Below are 11651 nucleotides of genomic sequence, written 5' to 3'. Positions count from 1 at the left end.
CAGTGCATATGTGTAGATTGTTCTATCGAGGAAAGGCATCATCACCTGATTTGGAAACCATTATATCAAAAAATCTAGTTCCTATAAGGCCAGATAGACATCGGGAAAGAAAACTAACTGGCAAGATATATCATAGTTTCCTATACAGAGTAGCATAAAAACAATAAGCTGCATAATTTTATTTTGGCGGAAAAAATCCGTCTATTTGCGATGCCCTAAAAAGAAGAAACTGAGGATGAAGAGTAAAATACTTCATCCTCAGTCTGTTGCCATTTTTGTATTGTCATACTAACTTAATGACATTGGGCATCTGAGCCTTCCCTTTTATAATACCTTATGAACATTCCTGATCAGTTGAGCACTACACTTCCCCATGTATCAGCGGGTACAAGGCCTATATAGGTCTTTCCTCTGTTAATGGCAATCTCCTGCCCTGCAGCGTCATAAAAATGAGTCATACCGGCCTCACTGCCCTTTGACCAAGTGATCGGAATTGCTTTTCCGTTAGTAACATAATAGCCGCTTCCGGATCCCACTACGTTGTATGTAAGATAACCATGACTATCCAGCTGGTTAAAAGACACATTCTGCAAGATTACATTCTTGAAAGTAAGCGCCTGGCCATCTTCTGCGTCTGTATGAAGAGATCCGTACTCATAGTAATCGTAAGTCCTTGTTTCCGCATTAAAAGCAAGTCTGCTCTTATTGTGCGGGAACACGTTTCCAAGTTCTACGTTGTTAGCCACAAGCTCGCTTGCAAGATCAGTATCAGCACCGTTAAATACAAAGTGAGTTCCTCTTTCCATACTTGCAGTGTATGTTGTAGGAAGTCCTGCCTTCGCAAATCTTCCAAGCATCTCCTGTCCAAATACATACTCTGTAAACTCAGTAGGCTTGCCATTCTTAATCCTTGAAAAACCACCGCTAAGATGCGCTGCATAAGGCTGTGCCAGATAAGTTTTTATATAGAACGGCCCTCCGTCATGAATCAGAACAGCATTATACTCGCCCGCAATCATAACATTTGTTGTTCTTGTACTGCGGATGCTTCCTGTCTGCTGAAGGTTTGTCCAGTCCTTATAAAGGCACATCAGTCTTGTGACGCGTCCGTTCGCCGTGCTGTTCATCATCTCATAGACAACGTCAGCTTCAGCAGTTCCGTAGTGCTGGAGTGCCTTCTTTTCGTTATCTACCATGATAGCCACAGGTCTTTGGCCTGCGATCTCATCACTTACCTCAAGTCCCGTCAGTTCATTGGTTGCTGCATAGACAGTTGTTGGCAACATAAATGTCATTACCACGCTCAACACCATCGCAAAAACTGTTTTTAAACGCATCAGAGAATCCTCCTTTTTTGTATCAGAGTGAGTGATATTCATTATAACATACATTTATAGCCAAATATACGGTTAATTATCTGTTTCTGTCTCGGTTTTCCATACATTGAGGGATCTGGCACCTCTCTTTTCCCCGATTACAATAACCACAACTGTTGCTACTATTGATGCAATCAGCAAAAACGCTGATCCTTCAACTCCAAATACCGGATCATAGATGAATGTAATACGACCGGTTGCTGCCTCCAATTTAGCGATGGAGAAAGAGCTGACGATTCCACTGTTGGGAAGACCAAATATAATGTTCTGAGTGAAATTCCACGCTGCGTGCGCCATCATCGGAAGCCATATGCTGTCAAAGTAATATACAAAGCATGAGTAAAATACAGCTATTACTACCAGATGAATGATAGGGATAATCGATACTCCGGGATTAAGCAAATGCAGTGCCATAAATATAAGTGCGTTGCCAATAATTGCTACCCATGGAGATCTGTACCCTTTTCTCAGTCGTTGATATAAAAATGCCCTGCACAGAAATTCTTCTGAGGATGACTGAATGAAAACAGCCACAAACATGGCAATGAGCTTGATAATCTGGAATCCGTCATATACAAGATGAATGTCTCCAACAAGAGCAGCCATCAAAACACCCAGCGCATTCTCTCCAAATCCTACCAGAAAACCAATAAGAAGCATCTTAAGCGTGTTTCCCTTGGCTTGTGGTGTAATTGCCTTCATGATAGGTCTGTTATACTTTATAACGCTGCAATACAACGCAAATATCAGCCAGGAAAATATGGTAGCTGCATACATTAAAAACAGTGACCAGAATCCATCTGTCTGAACCTTGGGTATACTGAGCTGCACCAATACCAATACTGTTGAAGATACAGCTGAAGTAACAAACATCAAAAAAAAGAATAAAAGGGTAATTACAAAAATACTGTCATGCCATGTAAATCCGTCATTGTGTATTCTCTTGAAAATCGATGGCTTTTGTGCTGAGTTCTCGTTAGTCATTCATATCCTCCTTTTTCATAAGCTCCTCTACTGCCGAAACGGCTTTTTCATACCTCTCCTGATATGATCCGCTAATTGTCACAAACTGTTTCCCATGGTCTCTGATAAGTTTCTTTATCTCATTGCTGTACTTTTCCCTGTTGTCACGGATGACTTCGCTCCTGTCTCCATCCTGAACAAATTCCACATCAGGCTCCAGAAACAATATCAGATCATACTCATTAATGGCATCAATAGCATCCGAAAGTGCCTTGTTTTTGGCAATCTCAGGGTCATTTAAAAATCCCATGAAAAACTGGGTTACAAGTGTATCTGTATCCTCAAACAGGATCTTATTACTGCTGCTTATTGCTTTTATCTCATTAAGCTTATGCTGAAGCAGTATCTCGGTAAAATCCTCCGAAAGCATCATCATATCTGTTCCGCTGCGCTCGGATATATCACGTCCGGCTTCATCGATATAATTGGTGTTAAACCTGTTGGCCAGATTAATGGTAAGCGTTGATTTCCCGGTACTTTCACCGCCCATGAGCAAAACCTTTTTTACATAATACGGTCTTACAACGTTTGGAAGCCAGTCCCAGTGCTTATACGGATTTTTCCTGATTTCAGTAGAGCTGATTCCGTTTCTTTGGAAAAAATATATCTCACTGTCAGGGTAGCATTTATTCCAAAAACTGTTTTCATCGTAATCACTTCCGCAAAATACGATGTCTATCGGCTTACCTATCTGGTCTTTTACCTTTTGTGCATCTCTGTCCCAGTACTCTTCCGTATAGTCTTCCTTGGACGGAGCGTCATCTTCAAGAACTATGATCTTAACATTACCTATATGTGCCGTAAGCTGATATATCCACCTGTAGCGAACTCTCATATCAATCTCATCCCTGTTGCCTCCGGTACTGAGTACGATATACAATTCACGACACATATTGGCCGCCTGTATGATACAGTCCACATGCCCCATATGAAGCGGATTAAAGCTGCCTCCATACATTCCAACGTTATACTGCATAATTCCTGGCCTCCCGATACCAATGGAAAAACATGATAAATGCATTTATGAGATATATACTCCACATGGCAAGAGTCGCTATAGATTCTCCACCATTAATGAAGTTTATGGCCCACATGATGACTGTAACAACGTCGACTACTATCCATAAAACCCACTGTTCCATCAGACGCTTTAAGCAAAGTATCTGTGCCACTACAGAAATAACTGTGCTCATACTGTCGATATATGGAAGATTTCCGCCAAGGCGCTTGAGTATGTAGCCATAAATAACAATTGCTATTGCTGTGATTGCATAAATTACCGCGCTCTGCTTAAGGTTAAGCCTCTCTTTTATCACTTCTCCGCTCTCATCGTTCATGTGTTTCTTCCAGGCAACAAAACCTACAAAATTCAGCGGAAGGTAATAAATGAGGTTAAGCATTACCTCTCCGTAATACCTGGCTTCCATAGCTACTATCGCATACAGGACTGTATTAACGACACCAAAAATGAACGATGATCTCTTTCCCTTACCGGTAAGTATAACGCAAATTACACCGGTTACAGCTGCCCCAAGGCTGATCCATGTGTCCTTCCAGTATAAGGAAAGGCCGAGAATAACTGCTGTGGCGAGCACAAGCCATATTACATCAAAGGGCTTCCAACCTGTAAACTCGCTCTTCAAAAACTTTTTTAATCCACTCATCTAAACTGTTTCCTTACTTTTTATATCCTATCTCAGCAGCTCTTGAATCTAACATGTCTTTAATCTGTGCTGCTGAATATGTATCAACACCATACTCTTTAAATCTTGCCTTCACCGGATTTGAGTCATCATAATCCGCATCGGTAGTTACATCATTGTAGTTGTCGTCCAACATGAAATACTCGTAGTAATGAGTTCTGTCTTCGTAGTTTGGCTCAAAATAATAATCTCTGATTCCGATATGGTCTACATCCAGACCATCTACAGACATTTCCTTATAATCAGCCTTGTTATACAGATAATAGCTATCGTATAGCGTTAATGTCTCTTCACATCCGTAGTAAAAATGATACTCTCCGTTTGCATCAACAAAGGCCTGATCCCAGACATGAACATTGGCTCCGCCTGAACCACTTGACATAACAGTTCCGTCAGTCTCAACCTGCACATCATTTCTGGACCATCCATCCTGATCAAAGCAGATAGTAAGCTCTCCATTGATATCCTTGATTATCATGTAAAGAGTAAATTCAGGGTCAAATGATGTCTGTACAAGAAGCTCCTGGACTCCGTCACTTCCGCAATCGATCATTGTATAAGTAGGCTCTGAAGACTTTTTATAATCAGTAGCTCCTTCAAGAGCGCTTATGATCTCGTCCATTGTGTAAGACTTGCCTTTTTCAAGGCAAAGAGATGTTTCCAGATAGGCTGTTCTGTCTCCTGCACCTGTGTATTTAGCCTTGGCGGTTCCGGCCTTGAATCCGTCATATCCTGATGATGCTGTATCTTCCTGAGGCTTTTGCTCTTCGCTTTTACCGTTATCCTGATTTTCTGAAGACTGCTCTGAAGTTCCGGAAACCTGCTCAAACATAGATCCCTCATTATTCGACTCGGATGCATTTCCTGCGCATCCTGCAAGAATAGCTGTCATCAGCACCGAGCCGACAGCAGCTACTGCAAACCTTTTTTTCATAACACTTTTCTCCTCTTCATTCCGACTTAATTTTTAGACATTAACCATGATAAAAAAATAAAGTGCAATTTGCAACTTTTACGAATCCGGGTTTGTGTATATAATATCAAGGACTTATCTGCAAAGGAGTAAAAGAAATGAATCTTACAAATGACAACGATAAAATGGAAATGCTGAACTCAATACTTGATGAAGGCGAAAGCTATCAGGGCACAGCTATTGGCACAATACTTCCTTCAGCCAAGACTTTACTTTTGTTTTCAGCAATCGGTGGAGGCGCTGCCGGCGCACTCGCTAACACCTACTGCTACATTGGCATCACTGAAAAGAGCCTGAATATGGCCCTTATTAACAGCATAAATGTCAGCAAAATGGAAGGTGCAATCAAGATTCCACTTGAGAAGATTGAAAAAACCAAGGTAAATGCCGGAGGCATCAGACCTTCTGCGACACTTACTTGCAGCGGCGAGAAAATTAAGATAGCCATGACCAAGATAATGCTCGGCTCTAAGGTCACCGGTCAAAAAGAAGGAATTCAGACAATCTGTAGCAGACTCTCACAGATCGGCGGCTGATTGTAAGACCAAAACAACAGAATATGATCCATAATAAAACCTCCCACCGAACAACTGCAGTGAGAGGTTTTATATTCTCGTCATATATCAAGTACTATAGTTACAGGTCCATCGTTTATCGATTCCACCTTCATATCTGCTCCGAATTCACCGGTTTGTACATTAAATCCACGGCTTCTGCATTCAGAAACTACCATCTCATATAGCGGTTCTGAAATATCAGGTCTTGCTGCATCTGTAAATCCGGGTCTTCTGGAACTGCAATCTGCATAAAGTGTAAACTGACTGACTATGAGCAGTTCTGCACCGGCATCCTTCGGAGAAATGTTCATCTTTCCATTTTCATCCTCAAATATCCTAAGTCCGCATATCTTGTCTGCAATCTTCTTGGCCTGTTCCTGAGTATCGGTTGTTTTGACCCCCAAAAGAACCAGAAACCCTTTATCGATCTCCGATTTCTTTTGCCCGTCAATCGTTACTGACGCAGACAGAACTCTTGTGATTACTGCTCTCATATTCTCCCCCTGACTGAAATTTTCAGCCTGAGAAATGATTGATCTCACCACAATGTGAACAAGTTGCTTCAGGCTGACTTATATCTACTGTAATTACTTCTCCACACTCATGGCAAGCTATATTCATCATCTGAGGGTTAGCAGCGCCTGTATCGGGTGCAGCTGCAAAGATGTGAATAAATGCAAAGTGGAAAATAAGGAATATTACTAACATTATTCCAAAAAATGTTGTTGCGGTGCCAATAAAACTCTTTCTCATAACTATTCTCCTTAATATCCTGACGTGATTTATTATGAGAAAATACTAGCATCCGGTTTATCACAGAAATATCACACAAACTAAAAGAATCATAAATAATTCCAATAATAACTTACGTAAAGGCATTTTCTGCCTCTCTGATCATATTGCTGAGTTCCTGATCTGTCAGATCTATGACCCAGGCCAGCATGGTTATATTATGGGCATGCTCTTCCACAGAAAACTTAGGGCATGTAAGATATGTATCTATCTCATCCAACAGTTTTTTTCTGACATCTTCTTCTGAACGCATGAGGCACCTCTCGGGATTGTGTGAGAATATTATCTTTATCCTGATTATACCTCAAACTGGCCTATACTCACAATTCCAATAGCCCATTTTTCAGATCTCTTAGTATACCAAAACACTCTCTTACCACATTATTAGGCACATACTGCGGCTCCATATAGGCTGCAATACCGTAAACTTCAGCAGTTGTCAACTTTTGTGCTATATGGACTCCCCTGAAAACATGAAATCCGTTTGTTACGATTCCTATGCGCAGACCATCTGTTGAGCCTTCGCGTTCATTTATTATCACGAGAGCATTGGATATATTATCATCTGTATCAAGTGACTGTTCCTCTGCAATTATCCTGTCAGCCTTTATCCCTTTGGCTATAAGATACTCTTTTCCTCCTGCGCCTTCACTTATAGATTCATTGAATCCCTGAGCTCCTGTTGTGATACATACAGTGTCTCCGTTCTCTGTCAGATAACTTCCGGCCTTCTCAAGCCTGTATCTGTACACAACACTGGGCCCGCTTGCTCTCATCTGGGCACCCAGAACAATTATATAATCCAATCCCGCTTCTCCTTCATCAAAGAAATGCGAAAAAATAGCTATAAAGCACACCAAAAACACGGCTACAACCGCTGTAATCACAGCTACTGCGCCGCATTTTAGACCTTTGGGAACTCTTTCCCATCTTCCCTTACCTGCCAGGTAAAAACACAGTGCAAAAAATGCACCTCCCGCCAGCCATATGGTAAAAGAAAATGTTCCGCTCCCAACCATATATACCATGGCTGAGTACAGTAAACAGATTACTGTCAGCCCCAGCCATAGTATTCTTATCCTTGGTTTAAAAAACTTCATTTATTTTGCTGCTGCAAAGCCTTTCTCAAGATCTGCAATGATATCATCTATATGCTCAGTACCGATTGAGAGTCTGATTGTGCTCTGTGTAATGCCCTGATCTGCAAGCTCCTCATCGTTGAGCTGTGAATGAGTAGTAGTTGCAGGATGGATAACAAGACTCTTAACATCGGCAACGTTAGCCAAAAGTGAGAATATCTCAAGGTTATCAATGAACTTCCAGGCTGCTTCCTTGCCACCCTTGATCTCAAAGGTAAAGATCGATGCTCCGCCGTTAGGGAAGTACTTCTCGTACAGTGCATGGTCCGGATGATCAGGAAGTGAAGGATGGTTAACCTTATCTACCTGTGGATGATTTGCAAGGAACTCAACCACTTTCCTGGTGTTCTCCGCATGTCTGTCGAGACGGAGTGATAATGTCTCAACACCCTGAAGGAGCAGGAATGCATTAAACGGTGAGATTGTTGCGCCTGTATCTCTGAGAAGGATAGCTCTGATATATGTAACAAAAGCTGCCGGTCCTACTGCATCGTAGAAAGATACTCCGTGATAACTCGGGTTTGGTGATGCGATCTGAGGATAGTTGCCGCTCTCCTTCCAATTAAATTTACCTGACTCAACGATAATACCGCCAAGAGTAGTTCCGTGTCCACCTATGAATTTGGTAGCCGAATGAACTACTATGTCAGCGCCGTGCTCAATAGGTCTGATAAGATATGGTGTTCCGAAGGTATTATCTATAACCAGTGGAAGTCCGTGCTTATGTGCGATCTCTACGATTGCATCAATGTCAGGGATATCGCTGTTGGGATTTCCCAAGGTTTCAAGATAGATAGCTCTGGTATTTTCCTTGATAGCTCCCTCAACCTCTGCAAGATTGTGAGCATCAACGAATGTTGTTGTTACTCCGTACTGTGGAAGAGTATGTGCAAGAAGGTTGTAGCTGCCACCATAGATGGTCTTCTGTGCAACAATATGTCCCCCGTTAGCTGCCAGAGCTTCAATTGTATAAGTGATAGCTGCTGCACCGGAAGCTACCGCAAGTGCTGCACTTCCGCCCTCAAGAGCTGCTATTCTCTTCTCCAGAACATCCTGAGTACTGTTTGTCAGTCGTCCGTATATGTTTCCGGCATCTGCAAGTCCAAATCTGTCTGCTGCGTGCTGAGAATTCCTGAAAACATATGAAGTCGTCTGATAAATCGGAACCGCTCTTGCATCAGTTGCGGGATCCGGCTGTTCCTGTCCTACGTGTAACTGCAGTGTCTCAAATTTGTAATTGCTCATACCATTAAGTCCTCCGTTCGTGTTTTCTTGAACTGATGATAGAGCCCGGAGGCATGAACCGTCAATTAACTAAAACTTTTATCCTGCGATAAGTAAGCCGTAATCCCCTCTCAATCACGATGCAAAGACATCAGAATTCCTTATCAAAAGCCCTGTCTGCCTCTTCGCCATGAATCTCAAGAATATCCTTTATATCTATAGTCATGTTCATCTGTGCCACACCTGTTTTGCGTTCCAAAACGAGCTGTTGTCTGACATTGTCTATCTTTTTGATAACTTCTGTTATTGTTTTGTAACTACCTCCGTCCTTAAGCAGATCGGGCACAAAGTAAGTAATAGACACCTCAGGTGCTCTGCCTTCAGCTATCGCATCTGCTATAATCCCAAGCTTACCATTTAAGATCTCAAGCTCGGAATTATCCAACTCTATCTTATTGTCAACCAGTCTGGCCTCTTCCCCCACCATGTCATCATAGCCCGTAAGAGCTGCAAAAGGTGCAAATTGCGCCGCCCTGTCATATAAACTCATGTGCGGTCGTGTTGGCGACTGCCAATGCTGTTTGTCAATTATATCCGCGTAAATTGCTCTTGGATCAGGTTCATGCCCTGTTATACCTTTTGTCATAAAAAACCTCTTATTCGGCCTTGTGGCCGCCAATTTGACCATTTCTCTGTATGGTTGTGGCACCCTCGTTAAGATTCATTCCCTTAAGCACTGCATTCTTGCCAAATTTCTCCTGAAGCAAAAGAGTCGCTTTCTGCATTCTCTTTTCCTTCTCATCTGCCTTTTTCTCATCTGCCCGTTCCATATCTCTCTTGGTGTAATCGGTAAAAAGATCCATCTGCTCCGGCTCTTCCGGCGGAATATCAGCCTCACTGATCACACCTGCCGCAACAACGTTTACTCTCCTGATAAGAAGATCCGGGTCAACAATCCTGTCATAGAGCTGTGTCATGACTTCCATTATCTTCCTTGTGGAACTGGTATATCGCTCTAAATTACCGGTTCCATGTGCATGCTTGGGTGCCATTCTTCCGTAATAATCAGCCGTAACCGTCCCTGTATACCTCTTACCGGTTTTGGCAACTGCATATACCGTATCCTGAGGCGTTCTGCCTTGATGCAGGACTTTAAGGCTCTCCCTGTCATAGCTGACCGTCAGAACCACCTGTCTGGTCACCAGGTTCTTCCTGACAAGGTCAAGCACCAGAAGTTCCGTCATCTCTTTTACTATTAGCTTGCCCTTTTCCGCATCATATGGCTCCATCAGAACCTGCCCTGATGAAATCGAGTTATTCTCCGGCTTGTATGACTTGATAGTCGCAATATCAGTAGGTTCCCATCCCCAGGCATGATCTATCAAAAGCTCAGCATTTATACCAAACTCTTTGTAAAGACGATCTTCATCCTGAACACTAAGCCTTGCCACATCTCCCATTGTATAGCACTGCATGCTCTCAATGCGCCTTGCAATACCTCGCCCTACCCTCCAAAAATCCGTTATTGGTCTGTGACACCACAAAAGTTCTCTGTAACTCATCTCATTGAGCTCAGCTATACGCACGCCCTGTTCATCTGCCTGGGCATGCTTGGCAACTATATCCATTGCAACCTTGGCCAGATACATGTTGGTTCCAATCCCTGCCGTGGCTGTAATACCGGTATTCTTAAACACGTCACTTATCATAGTCTTGGCCAGTTCATGGGCTGTCAAAGAATAGGTATGCAAATAAGCCGAGACATCGATAAAACACTCATCTATGGAATAAACATGAATATCATCGGGACTCACATAATTCATGTAAGTAGAATAAACTTTCGTACTGACTTCTTCATACTTGGCCATTCTGGGCGGTGCTGTGATATATGCCAATTCCAGAGAAGGGTCCCTTTCGAGCTCCCTTGCATCACAAGATGATCCGGAAAAGCAAAACTTTCCCGAATCATCCCTGACCGCCACACCGAGCCTGATTGCATTGTTAAGGCGCTTTATATTGATCTCTTTGACCTTCTGCACCACTTCGAACAATCTTGCTCTGCCGGATATTCCATATGCTTTTAAAGATGGTGAAACCGCCAGACAGATTGTCTTTTCCGTTCTGGTAGGATCTGCAACCACCAGATTTGTCATAAGCGGATCGCATTCTCTGTCTACCGCCTCCACAGAGGCGTAAAACGACTTCAGATCTATGGCTATATATTGTTTATCCATGTTATAAAGTATATCCCAAAACCTCTGATACTGCACCGTCAACGCGACACGCCCTGTCATCCAAGTACACATCACAAGTAATCTTGCGCGAGTTTGAACCATATTTCTCTATTGTCTCCGGAAGGTTATCATTGACCGCATCAAAATTGAGTCCATGATCTCTGCAAAATTCCACAGCCCTGTCCAGGGGCTCTCCTGCTCTGCATGTCCACAGTATAAGCTTGTCGCCCTCTCTCTGCCTTGTTATAAGGTAATCTATAAGTCCGTTGTTGGCCGGCCCAACTTCAGGCCATTCGCCCATACTTAATGTTCCGTCAAAATCCACTGCGTAAATCATAGTCAAACCTCACTTTCTCCATCAGGCTTTGGATTCAAGAAACCACTTTGCTCCGGATGGACAATCCTCAAAATATAAATGTATCTCTTTTCCGTCTACAATACATGTATATACAAGCCCCGCACCTCCGGCTCTTCTGCTGGCTCCGGGGACACAATCCTTAACTCTTGTGATCTGATATTTCTTGCCATCTTCCCACTCTATTGAAAGAGGGCGTATCTCTCCTTCATCCGAAAACTCCACCACTGTATCTACGTAAACCTTATGCCCTATTCGAATTGCCATATCAGGCC

15 protein-coding genes are annotated in these 11651 nt (G+C 42.7%); 1 reads left to right on the top strand and 14 read right to left on the bottom strand.

Features of this window, described 5'->3' with window-relative positions; genetic code table 11:
- Positions 1-350 precede the first annotated feature (350 nt).
- From G590_RS0114760 to G590_RS0114740, 5 genes are all read right to left on the bottom strand, one after another.
- Positions 351-1337, bottom strand: a complete 987-nt coding sequence (locus G590_RS0114760) for a DUF3048 domain-containing protein (protein ID WP_022766431.1) — start codon at positions 1335-1337, stop codon at positions 351-353.
- Positions 1338-1409: 72 nt separating this feature from the next.
- Positions 1410-2360, bottom strand: a complete 951-nt coding sequence (locus G590_RS19780) for a CPBP family intramembrane glutamic endopeptidase (RefSeq protein WP_022766430.1) — start codon at positions 2358-2360, stop codon at positions 1410-1412.
- On the bottom strand, positions 2353-3375 hold the full coding sequence (locus tag G590_RS0114750; RefSeq protein ID WP_022766429.1) for an AAA family ATPase: 1023 nt from the start codon (positions 3373-3375) through the stop codon (positions 2353-2355). The genes G590_RS19780 and G590_RS0114750 overlap by 8 nt, the downstream gene beginning before the upstream one ends.
- Positions 3365-4063 carry a nicotinamide riboside transporter PnuC gene (gene pnuC, locus G590_RS0114745; RefSeq protein ID WP_022766428.1) on the bottom strand — a complete coding sequence of 233 codons (699 nt, stop codon included), beginning with the start codon at positions 4061-4063 and terminating at the stop codon, positions 3365-3367. Before pnuC ends, G590_RS0114750 begins: the two co-directional genes overlap by 11 nt.
- Positions 4064-4076: 13 nt before the next feature.
- The gene (locus tag G590_RS0114740; RefSeq protein WP_022766427.1) at positions 4077-5036 is read right to left on the bottom strand and encodes a hypothetical protein; all 960 of its coding nucleotides are present in this window, start codon (positions 5034-5036) and stop codon (positions 4077-4079) included.
- Between the two features lie 137 nt (positions 5037-5173).
- Here G590_RS0114740 and G590_RS0114735 point away from each other — a divergent pair, with 137 nt between their 5' ends.
- Positions 5174-5611 carry a hypothetical protein gene (locus G590_RS0114735; protein ID WP_022766426.1) on the top strand — a complete coding sequence of 146 codons (438 nt, stop codon included), beginning with the start codon at positions 5174-5176 and terminating at the stop codon, positions 5609-5611.
- An 80-nt stretch (positions 5612-5691) separates the two neighbouring features.
- Here G590_RS0114735 and dtd read toward each other — a convergent pair whose 3' ends face one another.
- The 9 genes from dtd to G590_RS0114690 all read right to left on the bottom strand — a co-directional run bounded on the left by dtd (position 5692) and on the right by G590_RS0114690 (position 11643).
- On the bottom strand, positions 5692-6126 hold the full coding sequence (gene dtd, locus G590_RS0114730; RefSeq protein WP_022766425.1) for a D-aminoacyl-tRNA deacylase: 435 nt from the start codon (positions 6124-6126) through the stop codon (positions 5692-5694).
- A 22-nt stretch (positions 6127-6148) separates the two neighbouring features.
- Entirely contained in the window at positions 6149-6385 is a 237-nt protein-coding gene (locus G590_RS0114725; RefSeq protein WP_022766424.1) for a hypothetical protein, read from the bottom strand.
- A gap of 112 nt (positions 6386-6497) precedes the next feature.
- Positions 6498-6677, bottom strand: a complete 180-nt coding sequence (locus tag G590_RS0114720; protein WP_022766423.1) for a hypothetical protein — start codon at positions 6675-6677, stop codon at positions 6498-6500.
- A gap of 67 nt (positions 6678-6744) precedes the next feature.
- Positions 6745-7524 carry a YdcF family protein gene (locus G590_RS0114715; RefSeq protein ID WP_022766422.1) on the bottom strand — a complete coding sequence of 260 codons (780 nt, stop codon included), beginning with the start codon at positions 7522-7524 and terminating at the stop codon, positions 6745-6747.
- The gene (locus tag G590_RS0114710; RefSeq protein WP_022766421.1) at positions 7525-8808 is read right to left on the bottom strand and encodes an O-acetylhomoserine aminocarboxypropyltransferase/cysteine synthase family protein; all 1284 of its coding nucleotides are present in this window, start codon (positions 8806-8808) and stop codon (positions 7525-7527) included.
- A gap of 130 nt (positions 8809-8938) precedes the next feature.
- The gene (locus G590_RS0114705) at positions 8939-9433 is read right to left on the bottom strand and encodes a hypothetical protein (protein WP_022766420.1); all 495 of its coding nucleotides are present in this window, start codon (positions 9431-9433) and stop codon (positions 8939-8941) included.
- Positions 9434-9443: 10 nt separating this feature from the next.
- Entirely contained in the window at positions 9444-11021 is a 1578-nt protein-coding gene (locus G590_RS0114700) for a Y-family DNA polymerase (RefSeq protein WP_022766419.1), read from the bottom strand.
- 1 nt (position 11022) lies between these two features.
- On the bottom strand, positions 11023-11358 hold the full coding sequence (locus G590_RS0114695; RefSeq protein ID WP_026494185.1) for a hypothetical protein: 336 nt from the start codon (positions 11356-11358) through the stop codon (positions 11023-11025).
- Positions 11359-11379: 21 nt separating this feature from the next.
- Complete coding sequence (locus tag G590_RS0114690) at positions 11380-11643, bottom strand: hypothetical protein (protein WP_022766417.1); 264 nt, start codon at positions 11641-11643, stop codon at positions 11380-11382.
- Positions 11644-11651: the final 8 nt, after the last annotated feature.

The organism is Butyrivibrio sp. XPD2006 (assembly GCF_000420865.1).
Taxonomy (GTDB): domain Bacteria; phylum Bacillota; class Clostridia; order Lachnospirales; family Lachnospiraceae; genus Butyrivibrio.
Note: the sequence above shows the minus strand (reverse complement) of the source record. Positions and strands in the feature narration are given on the sequence as shown.

Excerpts from the sequence above, each read along its gene's own strand:
- G590_RS0114760 (WP_022766431.1), bottom strand. The coding sequence starts at position 1,337 with ATGCGTTTAAAAACAGTTTTTGCGATGGTGTTGAGCGTGGTAATGACA.
- G590_RS19780 (WP_022766430.1), bottom strand. The coding sequence starts at position 2,360 with ATGACTAACGAGAACTCAGCACAAAAGCCATCGATTTTCAAGAGAATA.
- G590_RS0114750 (WP_022766429.1), bottom strand. The coding sequence starts at position 3,375 with ATGCAGTATAACGTTGGAATGTATGGAGGCAGCTTTAATCCGCTTCAT.
- pnuC (WP_022766428.1), bottom strand. The coding sequence starts at position 4,063 with ATGAGTGGATTAAAAAAGTTTTTGAAGAGCGAGTTTACAGGTTGGAAG.
- G590_RS0114740 (WP_022766427.1), bottom strand. The coding sequence starts at position 5,036 with ATGAAAAAAAGGTTTGCAGTAGCTGCTGTCGGCTCGGTGCTGATGACA.
- G590_RS0114735 (WP_022766426.1), top strand. The coding sequence starts at position 5,174 with ATGAATCTTACAAATGACAACGATAAAATGGAAATGCTGAACTCAATA.
- dtd (WP_022766425.1), bottom strand. The coding sequence starts at position 6,126 with ATGAGAGCAGTAATCACAAGAGTTCTGTCTGCGTCAGTAACGATTGAC.
- G590_RS0114725 (WP_022766424.1), bottom strand. The coding sequence starts at position 6,385 with ATGAGAAAGAGTTTTATTGGCACCGCAACAACATTTTTTGGAATAATG.
- G590_RS0114720 (WP_022766423.1), bottom strand. The coding sequence starts at position 6,677 with ATGCGTTCAGAAGAAGATGTCAGAAAAAAACTGTTGGATGAGATAGAT.
- G590_RS0114715 (WP_022766422.1), bottom strand. The coding sequence starts at position 7,524 with ATGAAGTTTTTTAAACCAAGGATAAGAATACTATGGCTGGGGCTGACA.
- G590_RS0114710 (WP_022766421.1), bottom strand. The coding sequence starts at position 8,808 with ATGAGCAATTACAAATTTGAGACACTGCAGTTACACGTAGGACAGGAA.
- G590_RS0114705 (WP_022766420.1), bottom strand. The coding sequence starts at position 9,433 with ATGACAAAAGGTATAACAGGGCATGAACCTGATCCAAGAGCAATTTAC.
- G590_RS0114700 (WP_022766419.1), bottom strand. The coding sequence starts at position 11,021 with ATGGATAAACAATATATAGCCATAGATCTGAAGTCGTTTTACGCCTCT.
- G590_RS0114695 (WP_026494185.1), bottom strand. The coding sequence starts at position 11,358 with ATGATTTACGCAGTGGATTTTGACGGAACATTAAGTATGGGCGAATGG.
- G590_RS0114690 (WP_022766417.1), bottom strand. The coding sequence starts at position 11,643 with ATGGCAATTCGAATAGGGCATAAGGTTTACGTAGATACAGTGGTGGAG.